The organism is Actinophytocola sp. KF-1, assembly GCF_054661535.1.
Genome location: NZ_BAAFVK010000012.1, coordinates 129,889 through 150,794, shown reverse-complemented (window position 1 = coordinate 150,794; position 20,906 = coordinate 129,889). Strand labels below are relative to the sequence as shown.

The following is a 20,906-nucleotide window of genomic DNA, read 5'->3' as shown; positions in this document are numbered from 1 at the left end:
CGGCTCGCGTGTCGATCCGCGCGTTTCCCATCCGACCTGTGGGTGAGAACGACGGATCACACCCGAGGAGCCAGAGATGATCGTGGACGCCACCACCCCGGCCGACGTGCGCAACGCGGTGCTGGTCGCGCGGGAGCAGGGCCTGCCGGTGTCGGTCTACGCGACCGGGCACGGCGGCCCGATGCCCGAGGGCGAGGACGTCGCCGTGATCACCACCGCCGGGATGACCGGGGTGCTGGTCGACCCGCAGCGCCGGGTGGCGCGGGTCGGCGCCGGCGTGCGGTGGGCCGAGGTGATCGCGGCCGCGGCGCCGTTCGGGCTCGCGCCGCTGTCCGGCACGTCGCCGACCGTGGGCGTGGTCGGCTACACGCTGGGCGGTGGCATGGGCTGGCTGTCGCGCCGGTTCGGGTTCGCCGCCGACAGCGTGCTGCGGGCCGACATCGTGACCGCGGACGGTGAGTTCCGCACCGTGTCGGCGGACCGCGAGCCGGACCTGTTCTGGGCGATCCGCGGTGGCGGCGCCAACTTCGGCGTGGTCACCGCGCTGGAGTTCCGGCTGCACCCGGTCGCGTCGGTGTACGCGGGCACGGCCACCTTCGACGCGGCCAGGACCGCCGACGTGCTCGTCGCCTACCGCGACGCCGAGCTGCCGGACGAGCTGACCGCGAACATCGTGCTCACCCCCGGCGGGCTGGCGATCCGCGGCATGTACGCGGGTGCCGCGGAGGACGCCCGCCGTGCGCTGGCGCCGCTGTTCCGGGCGGCGGGGGAGCCGGTCACCGACGGCTGGCGGACCATGTCGTACACCGAGAGCGGCACGGTCGGCGGCGTCGCGCCCCGGAACTTCTCGTTGCAGCGCGACCTGCCGGTCGACGCCGTGCTCGCCGCCATGGACGGGGGCGCCACGACCGTGGAGGTGCGGCGCTGGGGTGGCGTCATCGCCCGTCCCGCCGCCTGCGCGGGCCCGGTCGGGCACCGCGACGTGCCGTTCTCCGTGGTCGTCGACGGGCCGGACGACGCGGCGGCGCCGGTCCTCGCGCACGCCACCGGCGGCTCGTTCCTGAACTGGCTGCCGGACCCGGCCCGCACGCACACCGCGTACACCGCCGCCGACTGGGCGCGGCTGCGCGAGATCAAGGCCGCCTACGACCCGGAGCGCGTGTTCACCCCGGTCAAGAGCATCCCGCCCGCGGTCCGCCCGGCCGTCGCGCTGGGCGCCTGATCGTGGACGCCACCACCGTGCGCGCGGCGGTGCTCGCCGTCCGCGAAGGGAACCGGCCGGTCACGGTCTACGCGACCGGCCACGGCGGCGCGGTGCCGGACGGTGCCATCGAGGTGATCACCACCGCGGGGATGACCGGCGTGCGGATCGACCCGGCGCGGCGGACCGCCCGGGTCGGTGCCGGGGTGCGCTGGGGCGCGGTGATCACGGCCGCCGTTCGGTTCGGGCTCGCGCCGCTGTCCGGTACCTCGCCGGACGTCGGCGTCGTCGGTTACACGCTCGGCGGCGGCATGAGCTGGCTGTCCCGCATGTACGGTGTTGCCGCCGACAGCGTGGTGGCGGCCGACATCGTCACCGCGGACGGCGAACTCCGCACGGTGTCGGCCGACCGCGAGCCGGACCTGTTCTGGGCGATTCGCGGCGGTGGCGGCAACTTCGGTGTCGTGACCGCGCTGGAGTTCCGGCTGTACCCGGTCACGTCGGTGTACGCGGGTGCGGCGACCTTCCCGCTCGACCGCGCCGCCGACGTGCTCGCCCGCTACCGCGACCTCGACGTGCCGGACGAGCTGACCGCCAACGTCGTGCTCACCCGCGACGCCCTGGTCGTCCGCGGCATGTACGCCGGGCCGGCCCGGGACGCCCGGCGCGCGCTGGCCCCGCTGTTCCCCGGTGAGCCGGTAGCCGGCGGCTGGCGGACCGTGCCGTACACGGAGAGCGGCACGATCGGCGGCACCACGCCCGCGAACTACACGCTCCAGGCGGACCTGTCCGACGCGTTGATCGCGGCCGCGCTCGACGCCGTGCGCGGGGACGCGGCGGCGGTCGAGGTGCGGCCGTGGGGTGGCGCCATCGCACGACCGGGTGCGGACGCCGGCCCCATGGGGCACCGCGACATCCCGTACTCGGTGATCGTCGACGGCCCCGCCGCGGCGGCGGCGCCGATCGTCGCGCTCGCCACCGGCGGGTCGTTCCTCAACGGCCTGACCGACCCCACGCGCGTGGACACGGCCTACGACCCCGCCGCGTACGCGCGGCTGCGCGAGATCAAGCGCACCTACGACCCGGACGGCGTGTTCACGCCGCTCAAGGCCATCAGCGTTTCGCCATCGCCACGACCAGTGCACAGCCGACGGTGAACACCTGCCGCAGCAGTGCCCGTCGCGCCTTGCGTTGTTCCCGTCTCGTCGGTCCCATGGTGCTCACCCGCTTCTGCGCTCGACCCCTGTCGGTTGTATCGCGTAGAGGGTCTCGCTGTGACGGGTGCCACGTCATCCCACTCGTGGCTGAACCGAGTCACCCACGAGTACGACCCGCGGAGTACGCGACGCGAGCTGCACGACGGTCGCGCCGGCGAGCAGCACCACGGCGCCGACGACCTGGACGGGGGCGAGTGCCTGCCCGAGCGCCAGCCACGCGAGCGCGGTCGCCACGATCGGTTCGCACACCGCGAGCACGCTCACCACGTTCGCGGGCAGGTACCGCATCGCGCTGATCGACAGCAGGTAGGCCACGGCAGTGCTGACCACCGCACACGTGACCAGCAGCGTCCACACCGGCACGGCCAGCCCGGCGAACTCGGCGGTGGTGGCCATGGTCTCGCCGGGCAGCGACCACGGGGGCGCGACCACCGCGATCGCGACCGCGCCGACGACCATGCCGCACGTGACCAGGCCCAGCGCGGGAATCGTGCTCACGCCGCGCTCGCCGATCAGGAAGTACGCGGCCGCGCACAGCGCCGACGCCACGCCGAACAGCAGGCCGAACGCGTCCAGCCGCAGCCCCTCCCACACCTGCGCCACCATCGCGAGGCCCAGCAGCGCGAGCGCCGTGCCCACCCACATGCGGGCGGACAGCACCACGCGCCGCACGAACCGCACCCACAGCGCGACCAGCACCGGGGAGGTGAACTCCAGCAGCATCGCGACACCGATCGGGATGCGGGACACCGCCGCGAAGTACAGCAGCTGCACCGCCGCGACGCCGACCAGCCCGTAACCGACCAGCAGCGGCAGGTCGGAGCGGCGCATCCGCAGCAGCCGCGGCCTGGTCAGCGCCACGAACACCAGCAGCAGCGCCGCCGCGAGCGCGATGCGGAAGCTCGCCACCTGCTGCGGCGAGAGCCCCGCGTCCATCGCCGGTTTCACCAGCGGGCCCGACGTGCCGAAGCAGAACGACGCGAGCACGACGAGCACCGTGCCACGCGTAACCGTCGTACCGGGTTCACTGGTTTTGGCAGCGACAGGCGTGGTCGCGGCGGCATTGGTCATCGCGGGTGTTTCCTCTCCCTGGCAGTGCCTTCACGCTATGTCAGAGGCCGCGAACCGCAATTGAATTCTTTCCCGTGCTGACGCAATATTTTTGCGTGAAGCTCGACGAGATCGATCACCTGTTGCTGGACGAGCTGCAGACCGACGCCGGCCGCACCCTGCGCGAGCTGGGCGAGGTCGTCGGCCTGTCGCCGAGCGCCGTGCAGCGGCGGATGGACCGCTACCGCACGAGCGGGCTCCTCGCCCGCACGACGGCCGTGCTGAACCCGAAGGCGAGCCACGACCTGGTGTTCGCGGTGTGCCTGGTCGCCGTCGAACGGGAGTCGTCCCGGCTGCACGACGCGTTCCAGCGCAGGCTCCTCGCCGCGCCGGAGGTGCAGCAGCTGTACGTGGTCTACGGCGAGTGGGACTACGTGGTCGTGCTGGTCACCTCCGGCATGGCCCACCACAACGAGGTGGCGGCCCGGCTGCTCACCGACGCGCCGAACGTCCGGCGGTACTCGACCCTGTTCGTGTTCGACCCCGTCCGCACCGGCTCGGCCATCCCCACCCGCGCGCTCAAGCCGTAGCCACACCGTCGGTTTCCCGCCAGACAGCGCCGGTGCCGATCACCACGATGGGCGCGTGCGCGACTACGTGGACGTGCTGCGGCACACGGGGTTCCGGCGGCTGTGGCTCGGCGCGACGGTGTCCGCGACCGGTGACGGGATGACCTTCGTGGCGCTGTCGTGGCTGGTGCTGGCCCAGCCCGGCGGCGCGGGCAGGCTCGGCCTGCTCGGGGTCTGCCACACCGCGCCCGTCTTCGTCGGCGGGCTGCTGGTGGGGCCGCTGCTCGACCGGTTCGACAAGCGGGCCGTGTTCGTCGTGGACAGTCTCGTGCAGGCGGCCGTGGTCGCCGCGATCCCGCTCACCGCCACGCTCGGCGGCACGCCCGGCTGGCTGCCGTTCGTGGTCGCGGCCTGCCACGGGCTGTGCAAGATGGTGCCGCTGGCCGGGTTCCCCGCCGCGGTGCCGCAGCTCGTGCCCGACGCCGACCTCGAACCGGCGAACGCGCTGGAGAGCATGAGCTTCAGCATCGCGTTCGTGGTCGGCCCCGCGCTGGCCGGCCTGCTGGTCGCCCAGGTCGGCGCGGCGGCCGTGCTCGTCGTGGACAGCGCGTCGTTCCTCGCGTTCGCGCTGGCCGCGGCGCTCGTGCGGGACCCGCTGACACCCGCGGGGCGGACCGCGTCCCGGCCGTCGCTGACCGGCCTGCGGCGCGACCGCGTCATCGTGACCACGACGGTCGCGTTCATGGCGTTCAACGTGGCCGAGGGCATGCTGCTGGTCGCGGCGCCCTGGCTCGCGAAGAACCACCTGCCGGGCGGTGCCGCCGCGCTCGGCCTGCTGCTGTCGGCCATGGCCGCGGGCGAGCTGGCCGGCGCCGCGCTGGCCGGACGGCGGCGCGGCGCGCTGGTCCGGTCCATCGGCGTGGTCCAGGCCCTGGCGGCCGCCTGCTTCCTCGCGCTGCTCGCCGCCCCGAGCCGGCCGGCGGTCGCGGCCGGGTTCTTCGGCATCGGGCTGCTGAGCGCGCCCATGACGGTGTGGGCGCAGTCGCTGCGCATGCGCCGCGTGCCCGCCGAACTGCACGGCCGCGCGTTCTCGGCGCTGCGCACGCTCATGCAGGGCACGCCGCCGCTCGGGACGTTGCTGGTCACCCCGATGCTGGTGGGCAACCAGCTCGCCGTGGCCGCGGTCGTGATGGCGCTGGTCGCGGGCCTGCCCGCGCTGCTGCTGTTCGCCGTCCGGCTATAGCGCCGGCCGCCAGGGGCTCGTGCTGTCCGTGGGCCGCGTGGGGTCGTGGAACTTCGGCGCGTCCAGCTCGTCGGCGCGCAGCGGCACGAGGTTGTCCGTGATGGCCTGCATGATCCGCTTGTGCGCGCGGATCGCGTCGCCGGGCTTCGCGGCCGACAGGTCGGACAGGTCGACCACCGGGCCGAAGTGCACCTTGAACGTCGGCCGGTTCTTGATCGCCCGCAGCCACGACGTCAGCAGCGGCAGGAAGTCCCGCCACCCGGTCACGACCTCGGTGCCCCAGTAGACGGCCTCGTGCGCGCCCCACTGGCTGATCGTCAGCACCGGCACGTCGCCGGTCAGCGCCATCCGCGCGACCCCGCTCTTCCCGCGCTCCGGCCACAGCCCCGGCTCCCGGCTGACCCGGCCCTCCGGGTAGACCAGCACCGGGCCCGGCGTCTCCCGCAGCGCGGTCGTCACCCGGTCGAACGCCTCGATCACGTTCGCCTTGCCGCGGTCGACGCGGATGCTGCCGCCCTGCCGCAGCCCCCACCCGATCACCGGCGCGTCCAGCAGGCCGCCGGTCAGCAGGAACCGCGGGTTGACGCCCGCCTTGCGCAGCGCCGCGGTGAGCACGAACGGGTCGAACATGCCGATGTGGTTCGCCGCGATCAGCATCGGCTGGTCGCGCAACTCGGCCGGGATCGACCCGGTGATCTCCAGCTTGCCGACCAGCCGGACGAAGCCCACGTCGACCAGCGTCATGGCCCGCCAGAGCGGCGAGACCTTCTGCGGCTTCGGTCGGCGGGCGAACGGACCGCGGCGGGGCCACCGGCGTGTCGACTCGGAAGAACGGCGTGTCAGCGCGACCATGAGCGGAGCATCGCACGACCCATGTGGGGGTCCGCCAGCGGATCAGTCAAGACCGGTGCCCGTGTGCCGAGAGTGACTCGTGTGGCTCATGCGACTACCGTGGGGGGTTGTGGCGAACCGGACAGCACCTTCCAAGAGCTCCAAGGGCCGCGGCTCGAGTGGCGGCTCCGGAAGCGGTGCGCGCGCCAAGGGCGGGTCGAGCCGGTCGTCCCGGCCACCGGCCAAGACCGCGGCCAGGTCGACCAGGTCGTCGTCGGCCCGGTCCACCGCACGCCGCCCGCCCGCGCGCAAACCCGCGCGCAAGGGTTCGGTCACGCGTGCGCTCGGCCGCGGCCTGCGCGGCGGGTGGAACCTCCTCGCCAAGGGCGCGGGCAGCGTCGCCAGGACCGTCGGCCGCACCAAGGACCTCGACCCGGCGCACCGGCGGGACGGCCTCGCGTTCGGGCTCATCGCCGTCGGCGTCATCGCGGGCGCGGGCATCTGGTGGCAGGCGGGCGGCCCGGTCGGCCACTACCTCGAGGTGGCCGTGCGGTCGGTCGTCGGCGCCGCCGCCATGGCGCTGCCGCTGACGCTGCTCGTCATCGGCATTTCGCTGATGCGCTCGGACCCGCAGCCGGAGAAGCGGCCGCGGCTGGTCATCGGCTCACTGCTGTTCGTCCTCGCCCTCCTCGGCGTGCTGCACATCTTCTCCGACCAGCCTGCCGACAACCTCGGCCGCATGTACGCGGGCGGCGCCCTCGGGTACGTCTCCGGCGGGCTGCTCGCCATGGGCGTCACCGCGTGGGTCGCGCTGCCGCTGCTGGCGCTCGTGCTCGGCTTCGGCGTGCTGGTGTTCACCGGCACCCCGATCCGCGACATCCCGACCCGGCTGCGTGAGCTGGGCATGGACCCCGAGGACCGCGAGGGCTACGACGACGAGGGCATCGACCTGCCCGGCCAGGAGGACGGGGAGGAGGCCGAGCCGGAGCCGGTCCGGCTGCGCCGGCCGTCGCGCCGCCGCCAGGCCGCGATGTCCGACGAGGACACGCCCCCGCTCGCCGAGACCGGTGCCGGCGAGGAGGTCCCGCCGCCGCCCGAGCCCCCGGCCCCGCCGCCGCGCAAGCGCAAGAAGCCCGTCGAGGTCGCCGAGATCCCGCAGGCCAGGGACGCGGGCACCCAGGGCCAGCTCGACCTCGCGCCCCGCGTCGTCGACGGCGACTACACGCTGCCCGACCCGGGCATCCTCGCCGCCGGTGACGCGCCGAAGACCCGCAGCCGCGCCAACGACGCCATGATCGAGGCGATCACCGGCGTGCTGGACCAGTTCTCCATCGACGCGCAGGTCACCGGCTTCACCCGCGGCCCGACCGTCACCCGGTACGAGATCGAGCTGGGTCCGGCGGTGAAGGTCGAGAAGATCACCGCGCTGACCAAGAACATCGCGTACGCGGTCGCCACCGACAACGTCCGGCTGCTCGCACCCATCCCCGGCAAGTCCGCGGTGGGCATCGAGGTGCCGAACTCCGACCGCGAGATGGTGCGGCTGGGCGACGTGCTGCGGTCGTCGACCGCGGTCAAGGACACCCACCCGATGGTGATCGGCCTCGGCAAGGACATCGAGGGCCACATGGTCACCGCGAACCTCGCGAAGATGCCGCACCTGCTGTGCGCGGGTTCCACCGGTTCCGGCAAGTCGAGCTTCGTCAACTCGATGCTGGTGTCGCTGCTCGCGCGGGCCACCCCGGACGAGGTCAGGATGATCCTGATCGACCCGAAGATGGTGGAGCTGACCCCGTACGAGGGCATCCCGCACCTGATCACCCCGATCATCACGCAGCCGAAGAAGGCCGCGGCCGCGCTGACGTGGCTGGTCGAGGAGATGGAGCAGCGCTACCAGGACATGCAGGCCAACCGGGTCCGGCACGTCGACGACTTCAACAAGAAGGTGAAGTCGGGCGAGATCACCGCGCCGCCCGGGTCCGAACGCGAGTACCGGCCCTACCCGTACATCCTCGCGATCGTCGACGAGCTGGCCGACCTGATGATGACCGCGCCGCGTGACGTCGAGGACGCGATCGTCCGGATCACGCAGAAGGCGCGGGCGGCAGGCATCCACCTGGTGCTGGCGACGCAGCGCCCGTCCGTCGACGTGGTGACCGGCCTGATCAAGACGAACGTGCCGTCGCGGCTGGCGTTCGCGACCTCGTCGCTGACCGACTCCCGGGTCATCCTCGACCAGCCGGGCGCCGAGAAGCTGATCGGCATGGGCGACGGGCTCTACCTGCCCATGGGCGCGTCGAAGCCCATCCGCATCCAGGGCGCGTTCATCACCGACGAGGAGATCAACGCGATCGTCTCGTTCGTGAAGGAGCAGGCGCAGCCGGAGTACACCGACGGCGTGACGAGCGCGAAGGCGTCGGACAAGAAGGAGATCGACGAGGAGATCGGCGACGACCTCGACGTGCTCCTGCAGGCCGCCGAGCTGATCGTGACCTCGCAGTTCGGGTCGACGTCGATGCTGCAGCGCAAGCTGCGGGTCGGCTTCGCGAAGGCGGGCAGGCTGATGGACCTGCTGGAGAGCCGCGGCGTGGTGGGCCCGTCGGAGGGCTCGAAGGCACGCGACGTGCTCGTCAAGCCCGACGAGCTGGACGCGGTCCTGTACACCATCCGCGGCGGCGGCCCAGCGCCCTCGGACGACGACGACTTCGACGACGAGTAGGACCGGGGTGGAACCCCAGACCATCGTGAGCCTCGCGTCGACGGGCGTGGCGGCACTGGCGGTCGCGGCGAGCACCGTGACGACCGTCCTGTCCCTGCGCGCGCAGCGCGAGAACACCCGCGCCACCCTGGACGCGCAGCAGCGGCTGGCCGACACGCAGGAACGTGCCCTGCGTGAGCGCGCGCACGACCAGGACCTCCGCGACAAGCGCGCCGAGCCGTACCTGGCGCTGATCGAGTGGGCCGACCGGCTGCTCGCCGCGCTCTCCGAGATGGACGAGACCGCGAAGCCCCACCTCACGGTCGAGGAGTGGAACCTCGACGCCGAGGTCGACAGCCGCCTCGACCTGTACGCCTCCGACGCCGTGCACGTCCGGTTCGCGGCGCTGCGCGGCATGCTCATGGGCCTGGTCGCCACGGACGGGCCCCGCGTGCCGAAGATCGTGACCTGGACGGAGACGGACGGCGCGGTCGAGGACGTCCGCATCGAGAACGGGCAGCCGTGGCACACCTGGCCGGAACGGGAGGACGCCCGTGCCGAGGCGGCGGACCGGGCGATCGACCTCATCGCCCGGGTGCGCGCCGAACTGCAGGGCGCGCGGAGCCGCGGCTACTTCATCATCTGGCGGCTGGACTAGAGCGTGAAGTCGTGGACGCGGTCGAACTTCTTGTCCGTCGCCACGTGGACCTCGCCCGTCTTGAGGCCGTACACCACCGACCACTGCGTGTGGCCCTGCTGCACCTCGCCGAGCAGGTCCATCGCCGCGCGCCAGTCCATGCCGGGGGAGAGGCCCTCGGTGGCGGTGCGGTAGCGGTTGTCGGCGGCGCGGGTGGCGTCGTCGGTGCCCGACAGGGTGAAGTTCACCGCCGCCTGGGTGGGCAGTGCGACGACCTTGCCGTCGACGAACTCGATGGCGGCGGACTTGCCGGTCGCGTCGGCGACGAGGTAGTGCAGCGGCGGGCCGCCGTCGAAGTCGATGTTGTGGTCCTCGAAGACCTGCTTGGCCTCCTCGACCGTCGCGGCCTTGTCCAGCACCAGCCGGATGATCCGGACGCTGCCGACCGTCGGGCGGTCCGGCCGCGACCCCGGCTGCGCGTCGTCCACCGCGGCCAGGCCGATCGCCAGGCCCTTCTCGTTCATGCCGTCGAACGGCAGCAGCGGGGCGTCGGTCAGCTTCCCCGGTTCCGCCGACGGGTCGGTGACGCCCAGGTACGACAGGTCGACCATCGACACCGACGCGTAGCCGTCGGACGGGTCGGTGAACAGCAGCATCGCGGGCGCGGGGTCCCAGTCGAAGTTGCGGGCGAACAGCGGGTCGTTCGCGTCGTTGGTGGCGAACAGCGAGCACCCGAACGGGGTGGCCGGGGTGGGCTGGGCGACGTTCTTCATGCGGTCGTAGTCGCCCTCGTACCGCATCGTCCACAGCGGGTGGTCGTCGAGCTGTCGCAGGGAACTCGTGTCCGGGGGAGGCCCGGAGGGTGCGGCGGCGGGCTCCTCGGCCGCGCACCCGCCCAGTAACAGCAACAGCACCACCGCCACCAACCGCATCAACGCATCGTACGGCCTCGCCGGGTTGTGGTCGGTGGACAACGGACCCGCGGGGCGTTGTCTGCCAACCACTATCACGGCACGTTACCGGCTGGTTACGTTGGGGTCCCTGCTCCTTGTTGGAGGACCCATGTCCGTACGCCGTCTGGTGGCCGGGTTCCTGCTCGTGGCCGCCTCGCTCGTGGTGCCGCCGGGAGTCGCCTCGGCCGCCGCCGCGCCCGGTGACGTCCTGTCCGCGCGTGCCGTGAACGCGCCCGGCTTCTTCTACGCCAACGTCTGGACGATCACCTACCAGTCCACGTCCGCCACCGGGGCGCCCATCACGGTCAGCGGCACCGTGATCGTGCCCAAGGGCGCGAACGCGAACACCCCGGTCGTCGGGTACGCGCCCGGCACGCACGGCCTCGGCGACCAGTGCGCCCCGTCGCGGCACCTGGAGGCCGGTGACGAGACCGAGGGCCTGCTGATCCACCAGTACGCCACCCGTGGCTTCGCCGTCGCCGTGACCGACTACGAGGGCATCGGCACCCCCGGCGAGCACACCTACATGGCGGGCCGCGCCGAGGGCCACGCCACGCTCGACGCCGTCCGCGCCGCGCTCCGGCTGCCCGGCACGGGCCTGTCCGCGAGCACGCGGGTCGCGATCGTCGGCTACTCGCAGGGCGGGCACGCCGCCGGCTGGGCCGCGCAGCTCGCGCCGACGTACGCGCCGGGCCTGAACATCGCCGCGTACGCGGTCGGCGCACCGCCCGCCGACCTGAAGGTGGTCGCCGACCACAACGACGGCGGCGACAACGCGGGCCTGGTGCTCGCCGCGGGCTACGGCCTCGACGTCACCTACCCGGACCTGGACATCACGCCGTTCCTGAACGACACCGGCCGCGCCGCGATCACCGACATCCGCGACGACTGCACCGACGAGCTGCAGACGAAGTACTCGGGCAGGTCGATGGCCGACTACACCACGGAGGACGTGCTGAGCCGTCCCGAGTGGTCGGCCAGGGTGGACCAGCAGAAGCTCGGCGGCACCACACCCCGGGCACCCGTCCTGCTGTATCACTCGAACGGTGACGAAATCCTGCCCGTCCAGGTGAGTGTGGCGCTGCGTTCCACGTGGTGCGCGGGCGGCGGCAACATCACCTTCCAGCGCACCAACACCGGCACGCACTTCGTCACGGCCGCGCTCATGAGCCCGAGCGTGACGAGCTGGGTGGCCGACCGCCTGGCAGGGCGCGCGACGACCGGGAACTGCTGAGCCCCTGTCGTGGCCGACGGCTACGCTCTGGCCGTCGGCCACGGCCAGGAGGGGGCGTCCGCGTGATCTCAGCTGTCAGTTTGGTGATCATCGTCGCGTTGATCGTCACGGTCATCGTGTTGTGGGTGAAGCTGCGCGACCGCAAGGACGCGGCGGCCGGGTACCCGCCCCAGCAGTACCCCTACCAGCAGCAGTACCCCTACCAGGGGTACCCGCAGCAGGGTTATCCGCAGCAGGGCTACCCCCAGCAGCAGTACCCGCCCCAGCAGTACCCGGGGCAGCCGCAGGGGCCCTACCCGCGGCAGGGCCCCTGGCAGTAGGTCAGCTGCCGCCGCCGAACTGGCGGACGGCCGCGTAGTAGACGTCCGCGGTCCGGTTGCAGGCCCAGTTGCCGTTGCAGATCGTGTACAGGTCGCTCTTGAACTTGTTGTCGAGCGTCAGCCGCGTGGTCTCGTTGAACCGGCTCTGCCGCTTGTAGTTGCGGTACCCGAAGTCGTGCCGGTAACAGGCCTTCACGAAGTTGAACCCGAACGGGTTGTCCGGCGAGCTGGAGCAGCCGTCGGAGCTCCAGTCGAGCTGGCTCGCGTACGGCTGCTGCGAGCGCACGGTCTGGAAGCTGTTGAGGCTGTACGAGAACAGGTAGCTGTCGGTGACCTGGCGAAGTTGGGTCGGGTCGAGCGCGGCGGACGCGGTGCCGCTGCCTGCGAGCACGCTGCCGGCGACGGCGACGGCGGTGACGGTTGCCCGGGCGGCACGGCGCAGGGTTGACGTGGCCACGGAGATCTCCCTCGCGTTCGGTGGAACAGGGTCTGATCAATTACGCCCGTTCCCGCGTGGCCTGCAAACCCCTGATCGGTTCAACTCGAGGTATCGAACAGGGAAATCTAGAGCTCGAGCAGCATGCGGGTGTTCCCGAGCGTGTTCGGCTTGACGTAGGGCAGGTCGAGGAACTCGGCGACGCCCTCGTCGGCCGAACGGCGCATCTGCTCGTACACCTCGGCGCTCACCGGCGTGCCGTCGATCTCGACGAACCCGAACCGGGCGAAGAACTTCGTCTCGAAGGTCAGCACGAACACCCGCTGCAGGCCCAGCTCCCGCGCCACCGCCAGCAGCCGGTCGACGAGCAGGCCGCCGATGCCCAGGCGCGCGGCGTTCGGGAGCACCGCGATCGAGCGGATCTCGGCGATGTCCTCCCACAGCACGTGCAGTCCGCCGCACCCGACCAGCTCGCCGTCCACTTCGGCCACCCAGAACTCCTGGACGTCCTCGTAGAGGGTGACCAGTTCCTTGGCGAGCAGGACCTTGCCCACGTACGTGTCGATGATCGACTTGATCCCGCGCACGTCGCTGACCCGCGCCCTGCGCACTGTTACCACCTGCTCGCTCACAAACACCCAACCTGCCACGCGAGACCCATCGGGCACACATCGGGCCCTGGTGACGGGTGCGGCGGTTACCCTGAAGCACGTGTCAACACCACCACCGTCGCGCCGTGCCGCCCTGCTCACCCTCGGGTGCGCCCGCAACGAGGTCGACTCCGAGGAACTCGCGGGCCGTCTCGCGGCGGGTGGCTGGGAGGTCACCGACGACAGCGAGGGCGCCGACGTGGTCGTGGTGAACACGTGCGGCTTCGTCGAGTCGGCCAAGAAGGACTCGGTCGACGTGCTGCTCGACGCGGCCGGATCCGGCGCGAAGGTGGTCGCCGTCGGCTGCATGGCCGAGCGGTACGGCACCGAGCTGGCCGAGAGCCTGCCCGAGGCCGCCGCGGTGCTCGGCTTCGACCACTACCCGAACCTGGGGGAGCGGCTCGACGACGTGGTCGCGGGCCGCGCGATCGAGTCCCACAAGCCGGTGGACCGGCGCACGCTGCTGCCCATCACGCCGGTGGAGCGCAAGCCCGCCGACGTGTCCGTGCCCGGGCACGGCTGGGGCCCGCGCGTGCTGCGCAAGCGGCTCGACGACGCGCCCGTCGCGTCGCTGAAGATCGCCTCCGGCTGCGACCGGCGGTGCTCGTTCTGCGCGATCCCGTCGTTCCGGGGCGCGTTCGTGTCCCGCACGCCCGACGAGATCGTCGCCGAGGGCGCCTGGCTCGCCGAGCAAGGCGTCCGCGAGCTGTTCCTCGTCAGCGAGAACTCCACGTCCTACGGCAAGGACCTCGGCCGCGAGCACGGCGGCCCCGACGCGCTGGCGCTGCTGCTGCCGCGCCTGGCCGCGCTGCCCGGCGTCGAGCGGGTGCGTGTGTCCTACCTGCAGCCCGCCGAGACCCGTCCCGCCCTGCTCACGGCCATCGCGCGCACCGAGGGCGTCGCGAACTACTTCGACATGTCCTTCCAGCACGCCAGCCCCACCGTGCTGCGCAGGATGCGCCGCTTCGGCGGCACCGACTCGTTCCTCGCGCTGATCGACCAGATCCGCGCGCTCGCCCCCGACGCCGGCATCCGCAGCAACGTGATCGTCGGCTTCCCCGGCGAGACCGAGGAGGAGCTGGCCGAGCTGGAGCACTTCCTCACCGAGGCACGGATGGACGTGGTTGGCGTGTTCGGCTACTCCGACGAAGACGGCACCGAGGCCGAGACGCTGCCCGGCAAGCTGGACCCCGACGAGGTGGCCGCGCGGGTCGCGCGCGTCTCCGACCTGGTCGAGCAGCTGACCGCGCAGCGCGCGGAGGACCGCATCGGGGAGGAGGTGCGCGTGCTGGTCGAGCGCAACGACGAGGACGGCGTCGCGGGCCGCGCCGCGCACCAGGGCCCCGAGGTGGACGGCGAGTGCCTGCTGCTGGACCTCGACGACGTGGCGGTCGGTGACTTCGTCGTCGGCAAGGTCGTCGACGCCGAGGGCGTCGACCTGGTGGTGCGGCCGTTAGAGGTGCTCCGATGAGTGCCACGCCCGCCGACGGGACCACCCCGTCGGAGGCGCTGGGCCCGCCCGCGGTCGCGCAGGTACCGCTCGTCAACATCGCGAACATCCTCACCGTCACCCGGCTCGTCCTGGTGCCGGTGTTCCTGTTCGCGCTGTTCGCCGACGGCGGTGTCTCGGACGGGTGGCGGATGGCGGCGTTCCTCGTGTTCGCCGTCGGCTCCATCACCGACTTCATCGACGGGCACCTCGCCCGCAAGTACGGCCTCGTCACCGACTTCGGCAAGGTCGTCGACCCGATCGCGGACAAGGCGCTCACCGGTGCCGCGCTGGTCGGCCTCTCGATCCTCGGTGAGCTGCCCTGGTGGGTGACGCTGACGATCGCGGGCCGGGAGATCCTGGTGACCCTGCTGCGCTTCTGGGTGATCCGCTACGGCGTGATCGCGGCCAGCTACGGCGGCAAGGTCAAGACGTTCGCGCAGATCATCGCCATCGGCCTGTACCTGCTGCCGCTGCCCGCGGTGCTCGACCCGCTGCTGTGGGCGGGCATGGGCATCGCGCTCGTGCTGACCGTGGGCACCGGCGTGGACTACGTCGTGCGCGCGCTGCGCCTGCGGGCCGCCGGTGCCTAGGAACCCCCTGGCCGAGAGCCTCGGCGTCGACGCGGCGGAATTGGCGGACCTGATCAGCGCGTTGAAGGAGAAGGGCGAGACGGTCGCGACCGCCGAGTCCCTCACGGGCGGTCTCGTGGCCGCGGTGCTGACGAGCGTGCCAGGCTCGTCCGCCGTGGTGCGCGGCGGCCTGGTGGTGTACGCCACACCGCTCAAGCACCAGCTGGCCGGGGTGGACGACGAGCTGCTCGCCGAGCACGGCGCGGTCCACCCGGACGTGGCCGCCCAGCTCGCCGACGGCGCACGGGTCACGTGCGGCGCGAGCTGGGGCATCGGGCTCACCGGGGTGGCCGGACCCGACCCACAGGATGGGATCGAGCCCGGTGTCGTGCACATCGGCGTGTCGGGCCCGGAGATCGCCGACGTGCGCACGATCGGCATCGACGGCAACCGCCACCAGGTCCGCGCCGGTGCCGTCGTGGCGGCGTTGCGCCTGCTCAGCAGGCTGGCGGACCAGCAGGACTAGGGCTGGGCTCCAGTGGCGCCGACATACTTGAGGGAACACCGGGGCCGGTTCACTCGTTCGCCCTTGGCGTACGGACGGTGATGTCGCTGCCGATGATCGCCAGGTCTCGGTAACGTGGTCACCATGCCGGACTTCCCGGTCCGGCGGATCGATCTTGAAGGGAGGCGCGCGATGACCGTGCTGTTGCGCGAGGCGATCGGTGATCGGCTCCGGCACGCCCGCACCAACCAGCGACGCACGCTGCGTGAGGTCTCCCGAGCCGCCCGGGTGAGCCTGGGATACCTGTCGGAGGTCGAACGCGGCCGCAAGGAGGCGTCGAGCGAACTGCTCGCCGCCATCTGCGAGGCGCTCGACCTGCCGCTTTCGGTACTGCTGTCGAACGTGGCGACCGACATCGGGGCACTCGAGTCGGTCGAGCTGCCGGAGACCGCGGAGCGGGCCGAGCGTGGCGAGGTCGGGGCGGAGGGTTCCGGACCGCGTGCGTCGGTCGGCTCGGTGGAAGGTGGACGGCTGGTGCCCGCCGTGGTCGGGGACAGCCTCGCGGACCTGCGGCTGCAGCCCGCGCTCAGCCACCGGATGGAGTCCTCGCTGCGGGACGCGGGTGCGATCTTCGCAGCCTGAACAGTCGTGCCGCGGAAGGCGCGTTCGTGTCGCTCGGTGACACGGACGCGCCTTTCGTGCCACTAGGCTCGGCGGTGTGACCGCACTGCTGTTCGTGCTCGCCGTCATCGGTGTGCTCGCGCTCGTGACCGTGCCGGTGATGATCGCCAGCACGCGCAGGCAGCAGGAGGTCCCGCCCGCGGTCGGCGGCAGGAAGCCGCTGCTCGGGAGCGCCGCGCAGGTGTGGGTGTCCCGGGGCGAGCGGGTGCTGCGCGAGCTGACCGCCGCCCTCGCCGACCAGCCCGGGTTCACCACCCTGGCGTCCGACGCCGAGCAGGTGGTCACGGAGCTGCGCATCACCGCGGGTCAGGTCGCCGACCTGGACCACGCGATCGCGCGGATCCCCGTGCCCGACCTCGAGGACGAGCGGGCCGCGCTGGCCACCGCGATCGCCGAGGCGGACGGGTCCCCGGCCGAGGCCGACCTGGTGCGGGCGCACGAGGCCGTGTCCGCGCGGCTGGCGGCGGCGGCCCGCCAGCGGGAGAAGCGGGACGCGCTGCTCGCGAAGATGCAGGCGACGGTGATGGAGTTCGAGCGGGCCAGGGACGAGCTCGCGGAGCTGATCACGGGCGCGACCAGCGCGTTGTCCCAGAACACCGGCGCGGCGGCCGATCTCACGGGTAGGCTCGACGGCCTGCGGGAGGGTCTGGTCGAGGTGCGGCGGGCCACCGACCCCGAGGTCGGTCCGTCAGGTCAGGGCCATCCCTGATCAGTTCCTGATTTATGACGGGTTGAGTGGTGAACAGCGCCGGGCACCTGACACGATGGAACCCACAGTGATGACTGGGCGTTGCCATACCAACCGGGCAGTCGGTGGGAGCGGCAACCGGGGACACGAGTTACGAACTGCGACCAGCGCGGAGTAAGGCAGGCGGAGGAGATGGCCAACCCGTTCGTGAAGTTCTGGAAGTACCTCATGGCGGCCTTCTCGTCGAAGATCGACGAGCACGCCGACCCGAAGGTGCAGATCCAGCAGGCCATCGAGGAGGCCCAGCGGCAGCACCAGGCGCTGTCCCAGCAGGCCGCGGCCGTGATCGGCAACCAGCGCCAGCTGGAGATGAAGCTCAACCGGCAGCTCGGCAACGTCGAGAAGCTGCAGTCCTCCGCGCGCCAGGCCCTGGTCCTGGCCGACGAGGCGCGTGCGAAGGGTGACGAGGAGAAGGCCCGCCAGTACGAGCAGGCCGCCGAGTCGTTCGCGACGCAGCTCGTCACCGCCGAGCAGGACATCGAGGACCTGAAGACGCTGCACGACCAGGCGCTGCAGGCCGCGACGCAGGCCAAGACGGCGGTCGAGCGCAACGCGATGATGCTGCAGAACAAGCTGGCCGAGCGCACGAAGCTGCTGAGCCAGCTCGAGCAGGCGAAGATGCAGGAGCAGGTGTCCAAGTCGCTCAACCAGATGAGCGAGCTGGCCGCCCCCGGCAACACGCCGTCGCTCGAGGAGGTCCGGGACAAGATCGAGAAGCGGTACACGACCGCGCTCGGGTCCGCGGAGCTGGCACAGAACTCGGTGCAGGGCCGCATGATGGAGGTCCAGGCCTCCACCACGGAGATGGCCGGCCGCTCGCGGCTGGAGCAGATCCGCGCCTCGATGGGTGGCGGCGCCACGCCGCAGGTCACCAGCGGCTCGTCGTCGTCGAACAGCTCGGCGGCGCAGAGCATCCAGGCGGAGATCGCGCAGCGCGTCGCGCAGGAGCAGAAGGCGAACCCGCAGGGCAACTGACGCCCGGGCGTTCCACTGGCAGGGGAGGCCGCTGAATGGCGCAGTACGGCCGCGAAATACATCGGCTGACCCGGATGGTCCAGAAGTACGCCGGCAACGCACAGATCCGGTCGTCCGTCGTCGCGCAGGTGCAGGAGGCGCTCGCGCGGCGACAGGACGAGGCCGTCCGCATCGAGCGGCAGCGGCGCAGGCTGGAACGCAAGCGGATGTGGGCGTCCCGGTGGGCGCTCGCGTGGGCGATCATCTGCCTGTTCCTCGTCGTGTACGTGGCGCTGGGCGTCAGCGGCATGGTCGGCGAGGGCCCCGACCCGACGATGATCGCGGGCGGCGTGGCGGCGGTGGCCGCCACGGGCGCGCTGTCGATCCGCTCCACGCGCCGCATGGTGCTGCTGAAGCGGGCCCGTGACGAGTTCGACCGCACGCACAAGCCCGCCGGGGTGACCGCGGGCCCGCGCCCGGTGATGCCGCCGCGCGAGTCCGCGGCCTACGAGCCCATGCAGCGGCTCGCCGAGGCGGAGGACGCGCTGGCGCAGCTCGTCCGCCAGCTCGCGGGCACCGAGGGCGCACCGGCGTCCGTGCCACGCGACTCGGTGGCACACGCCGAGCAGACCGGCGCCGAGGCGGCGCAGGCGCTGCGGGCGGTCGCCGCCCAGCTCGCGGCCGTGGAACTGGCCCGCGACCACGCGCCGCCCATGGAACGCGGCCCGCTCATCGAGGGCGTCCGCAGGCTGCGCGAGCAGCTCGACGAGGGCCTCAACGGCTACCGCAGCCTCGTGGCGGCGGCGGGCCGGGTCGTGGCGGCCAGCTCGTCTGCCGGCCCGAAGCAGGAACTGGCAGACGCCACCGACCACCTCGCGGGCCTCGCCGAGGCACTGCGCGAACTCGCTGGTCCACGCTGACCGTCACCGCACTCGGCGGTTGATCTCCCGCACCAGCCCGGGGCCGCGGTAGATGAAGCCCGTGTAGACCTGCACCAGCGACGCGCCCGCGTCCAGCATCCGCTGCGCGTCGTCCGCGGTGTGGATGCCGCCGACACCGATGATCGGCAGGTCGCCGCCCGTCTCCTTCGCCACGAACGTCACCACCGCCAGTGCGCGCCCGGTCAGCGGGCGCCCGCTCAGCCCGCCCATCTCCGCGGCCAGCGCCTGGTCGGCGGGTGCCAGGCCGTCGCGGGACAGGGTCGTGTTCGTCGCGATCAGGCCCGCCACCCGGTGCGCGGAGCAGACCTCCAGGACCTCGCCGATCGCCTCGTCGGTCAGGTCCGGGGCGATCTTCACCAGCAGCGGCACCGACGTCCGCAACTCGCCCAGCAGCGTGTCCAGCGCCGCCTTGTCCTGCAGGCCGCGCAGGCCGGGGGTGTTGGGGGAGCTTACGTTGATCGCGAAGTAGTCGGCGTGGGGCTCCAGCACCCGCAGCGACCGCCGGTAGTCGTCCACGGCCTCCTCGACCGGGGTGATCTTCGACTTGCCGATGCTCACGCCCAGCGGCACCGCCAGGGGGCCCAGCGCCTTCAGCCGCGCCGCGAGCGCCTCCGCGCCGCCGTTGTTGAACCCCATCCGGTTGATCACGGCCTCGCTCGCGCGCAGCCGGAACAGCCTCGGCTTCTCGTTGCCCGGCTGCGGGTGCCACGTCACCGTGCCCACCTCGACGAACCCGAACCCGAACGCGGGCCACGCCCTCAGTGCCCGGCCGTCCTTGTCCACGCCCGCCGCGAGCCCGACCGGACCGGGGAACGGGATGCCGAACACGGTCCTCGGCGCGGCGCCGCCGAAGTACCGACGCAGCCCCGCCACCGCGGGCCGCACGGCGCCGAGCCGTGCGGTCATCGCCACCGTGCGCTCGTGCGCCACCTCGGCGTCGCCGCCGCCCATCCGGAACAACACCGGCCGAAGAACTCGCTGGTAGACCACCCGGACATCGTTTCACCGCGCGGAACGCGGCAGGATGGGGGTGTGCCAGCTGACCTGGATGCCGCCGCCGACGAGCTGTACGGCGGCGCCCGCGAGGACTTCACGCCGCGTCGCAAGGAGCTGGCGAAGGAGGCGAAGGCGGCCGGGGACGCCGAGCTGGCGGCCGCCATCGAGAAGCTCGCGAAGCCGACCACGTCCGCGTATCTCGCGAACCAGCTGGCCCGCGACCCGGACGCGGACGTCGACGAGGTCGCCGAGCTGGGCGACGCGTTCCGGGAGGCGCACGCCAACCTCGCGGGCGCCGACCTGCGCTCGCTGTCGCAGCGCCGCACCAAGCTGGTCACCGCGCTGGTCCAGCGGGCGGGCAAGCTCAACGGCGCGCCGCTGACCGAGGCCGTGACCCGTGAGCTGGAGGAGATCTTCACGACCGCGATCGCCGACCCCGAGGTCGCGCGGGTGGTGATCGCGGGGCGGCTGACCTCGGCGAAGGACCTGGACGCGGCCGCCGCGGCGTGGCCGTCCGCGGATCCGGCCAAGGCGACCGGCGTGGTGCCCAAGCGGGCGCCCAAGGCGCCCAGGAAGGAACGCACGCCACGCGAGGACGCGGAACTGGAGCGCAAGCGCGCGGCGGCGCGGCAGGAGCTGGAGGAGGCCCGGTCGGCGGTCAAGGAGGCCGAGGCCGACCGCAAGGAGGAGGAACGGATCCTCGCCGAGACCCAGAAGGCGGCCGACGAGGCGACCGAGCGGGTGCGGCGGATCTACGAGGAGCTGGACGCCGCCGAGGCCGAGGAGAAGGAGGCGCGGCGGCGCGTCGGTTCGGCGAGCCGGTCGGTGAAGGACGCCGAGCGCAGGGCCGGGCAGGCGTGGCGACTGGTGCAGCAGGCCGAGCAGAAGCTCGAGGACCTGGGGAAATAAAACAGCCCCCGGGCCGTCTCCTGCTCGCGCAGGCCCAGGGGCGGACTAGTTCCCTGAGAGCACCGGGGGCTG

22 protein-coding genes are annotated in these 20,906 nt (G+C 72.3%); 16 read left to right on the top strand and 6 right to left on the bottom strand.

The genetic code is table 11. The features are described from left to right. Positions 1-76: 76 nt before the first annotated feature. Together ACYQ77_RS32470 and ACYQ77_RS32465 are read left to right on the top strand one after the other, a co-directional pair. Positions 77-1,222 carry an FAD-binding oxidoreductase gene (locus ACYQ77_RS32470; RefSeq protein WP_459718061.1) on the top strand — a complete coding sequence of 382 codons (1,146 nt, stop codon included), beginning with the start codon at positions 77-79 and terminating at the stop codon, positions 1,220-1,222. A gap of 2 nt (positions 1,223-1,224) precedes the next feature. Then, positions 1,225-2,358, top strand: a complete 1,134-nt coding sequence (locus tag ACYQ77_RS32465) for an FAD-binding oxidoreductase (protein WP_459718058.1) — start codon at positions 1,225-1,227, stop codon at positions 2,356-2,358. A 132-nt stretch (positions 2,359-2,490) separates the two neighbouring features. On the opposite strand, the gene ACYQ77_RS32460 is transcribed toward ACYQ77_RS32465, so the two are convergent. Continuing rightward, positions 2,491-3,414, bottom strand: a complete 924-nt coding sequence (locus ACYQ77_RS32460) for an EamA family transporter (protein ID WP_459718056.1) — start codon at positions 3,412-3,414, stop codon at positions 2,491-2,493. Between the two features lie 170 nt (positions 3,415-3,584). Between ACYQ77_RS32460 and ACYQ77_RS32455 the strand changes: the two genes are divergently transcribed. Together ACYQ77_RS32455 and ACYQ77_RS32450 are read left to right on the top strand one after the other, a co-directional pair. After that, on the top strand, positions 3,585-4,058 hold the full coding sequence (locus ACYQ77_RS32455; RefSeq protein WP_459718054.1) for an Lrp/AsnC family transcriptional regulator: 474 nt from the start codon (positions 3,585-3,587) through the stop codon (positions 4,056-4,058). A 55-nt stretch (positions 4,059-4,113) separates the two neighbouring features. Next, positions 4,114-5,280: an MFS transporter gene (locus tag ACYQ77_RS32450; protein WP_459718052.1), complete on the top strand. Its 1,167-nt coding sequence runs from the start codon at positions 4,114-4,116 to the stop codon at positions 5,278-5,280. Here the strand turns inward: ACYQ77_RS32450 and ACYQ77_RS32445 are convergent. Beyond that, complete coding sequence (locus tag ACYQ77_RS32445; RefSeq protein WP_459718050.1) at positions 5,275-6,024, bottom strand: lysophospholipid acyltransferase family protein; 750 nt, start codon at positions 6,022-6,024, stop codon at positions 5,275-5,277. The two genes, ACYQ77_RS32450 and ACYQ77_RS32445, sit on opposite strands and share 6 nt — an antisense overlap. 217 nt (positions 6,025-6,241) lie before the next feature. On the opposite strand from ACYQ77_RS32445, the gene ACYQ77_RS32440 reads away from it, so the two are divergent. Together ACYQ77_RS32440 and ACYQ77_RS32435 are read left to right on the top strand one after the other, a co-directional pair. Then, on the top strand, positions 6,242-8,830 hold the full coding sequence (locus ACYQ77_RS32440; RefSeq protein WP_459718049.1) for an FtsK/SpoIIIE family DNA translocase: 2,589 nt from the start codon (positions 6,242-6,244) through the stop codon (positions 8,828-8,830). A gap of 7 nt (positions 8,831-8,837) precedes the next feature. Continuing rightward, complete coding sequence (locus ACYQ77_RS32435; protein ID WP_459718047.1) at positions 8,838-9,467, top strand: hypothetical protein; 630 nt, start codon at positions 8,838-8,840, stop codon at positions 9,465-9,467. Here ACYQ77_RS32435 and ACYQ77_RS32430 read toward each other — a convergent pair. Continuing rightward, positions 9,464-10,378 carry a carcinine hydrolase/isopenicillin-N N-acyltransferase family protein gene (locus ACYQ77_RS32430; RefSeq protein WP_459718045.1) on the bottom strand — a complete coding sequence of 305 codons (915 nt, stop codon included), beginning with the start codon at positions 10,376-10,378 and terminating at the stop codon, positions 9,464-9,466. The two genes, ACYQ77_RS32435 and ACYQ77_RS32430, sit on opposite strands and share 4 nt — an antisense overlap. A gap of 130 nt (positions 10,379-10,508) precedes the next feature. Here ACYQ77_RS32430 and ACYQ77_RS32425 point away from each other — a divergent pair, with 130 nt between their 5' ends. Beyond that, positions 10,509-11,633 (top strand): lipase family protein, encoded by a 1,125-nt coding sequence (locus ACYQ77_RS32425; protein WP_459718042.1) that lies wholly within the window; start codon positions 10,509-10,511, stop codon positions 11,631-11,633. 62 nt (positions 11,634-11,695) lie between these two features. Then, positions 11,696-11,953: a hypothetical protein gene (locus tag ACYQ77_RS32420; protein WP_459718040.1), complete on the top strand. Its 258-nt coding sequence runs from the start codon at positions 11,696-11,698 to the stop codon at positions 11,951-11,953. A gap of 1 nt (position 11,954) precedes the next feature. Here the strand turns inward: ACYQ77_RS32420 and ACYQ77_RS32415 are convergent, their stop codons facing one another. After that, positions 11,955-12,410 (bottom strand): phospholipase, encoded by a 456-nt coding sequence (locus ACYQ77_RS32415; protein WP_459718037.1) that lies wholly within the window; start codon positions 12,408-12,410, stop codon positions 11,955-11,957. A gap of 107 nt (positions 12,411-12,517) precedes the next feature. After that, entirely contained in the window at positions 12,518-13,021 is a 504-nt protein-coding gene (locus tag ACYQ77_RS32410; RefSeq protein ID WP_459718035.1) for an amino-acid N-acetyltransferase, read from the bottom strand. Between the two features lie 79 nt (positions 13,022-13,100). Between ACYQ77_RS32410 and rimO the strand changes: the two genes are divergently transcribed. The 7 genes from rimO to pspM all read left to right on the top strand — a co-directional run bounded on the left by rimO (position 13,101) and on the right by pspM (position 18,908). Then, complete coding sequence (gene rimO, locus ACYQ77_RS32405) at positions 13,101-14,510, top strand: 30S ribosomal protein S12 methylthiotransferase RimO (protein WP_459718033.1); 1,410 nt, start codon at positions 13,101-13,103, stop codon at positions 14,508-14,510. Then, entirely contained in the window at positions 14,507-15,121 is a 615-nt protein-coding gene (gene pgsA, locus ACYQ77_RS32400; RefSeq protein WP_459718030.1) for a CDP-diacylglycerol--glycerol-3-phosphate 3-phosphatidyltransferase, read from the top strand. Before rimO ends, pgsA begins: the two co-directional genes overlap by 4 nt. Before the next feature lie 49 nt (positions 15,122-15,170). Continuing rightward, the gene (locus tag ACYQ77_RS32395) at positions 15,171-15,626 is read left to right on the top strand and encodes a CinA family protein (protein WP_459718538.1); all 456 of its coding nucleotides are present in this window, start codon (positions 15,171-15,173) and stop codon (positions 15,624-15,626) included. A 171-nt stretch (positions 15,627-15,797) separates the two neighbouring features. Next, positions 15,798-16,247 (top strand): helix-turn-helix domain-containing protein, encoded by a 450-nt coding sequence (locus tag ACYQ77_RS32390; protein ID WP_459718027.1) that lies wholly within the window; start codon positions 15,798-15,800, stop codon positions 16,245-16,247. Positions 16,248-16,323: 76 nt separating this feature from the next. Further along, on the top strand, positions 16,324-16,995 hold the full coding sequence (locus ACYQ77_RS32385; RefSeq protein ID WP_459718025.1) for a hypothetical protein: 672 nt from the start codon (positions 16,324-16,326) through the stop codon (positions 16,993-16,995). Between the two features lie 171 nt (positions 16,996-17,166). After that, positions 17,167-18,009 carry a PspA/IM30 family protein gene (locus ACYQ77_RS32380; RefSeq protein ID WP_459718022.1) on the top strand — a complete coding sequence of 281 codons (843 nt, stop codon included), beginning with the start codon at positions 17,167-17,169 and terminating at the stop codon, positions 18,007-18,009. Positions 18,010-18,044: 35 nt separating this feature from the next. Further along, entirely contained in the window at positions 18,045-18,908 is an 864-nt protein-coding gene (gene pspM, locus ACYQ77_RS32375) for a phage shock envelope stress response protein PspM (RefSeq protein WP_459718019.1), read from the top strand. A gap of 3 nt (positions 18,909-18,911) precedes the next feature. On the opposite strand, the gene ACYQ77_RS32370 is transcribed toward pspM, so the two are convergent. Continuing rightward, positions 18,912-19,919: a quinone-dependent dihydroorotate dehydrogenase gene (locus tag ACYQ77_RS32370; protein ID WP_459718018.1), complete on the bottom strand. Its 1,008-nt coding sequence runs from the start codon at positions 19,917-19,919 to the stop codon at positions 18,912-18,914. A 42-nt stretch (positions 19,920-19,961) separates the two neighbouring features. On the opposite strand from ACYQ77_RS32370, the gene ACYQ77_RS32365 reads away from it, so the two are divergent. Next, on the top strand, positions 19,962-20,834 hold the full coding sequence (locus ACYQ77_RS32365; RefSeq protein ID WP_459718015.1) for a hypothetical protein: 873 nt from the start codon (positions 19,962-19,964) through the stop codon (positions 20,832-20,834). The last annotated feature ends 72 nt before the right edge of the window (positions 20,835-20,906 follow it).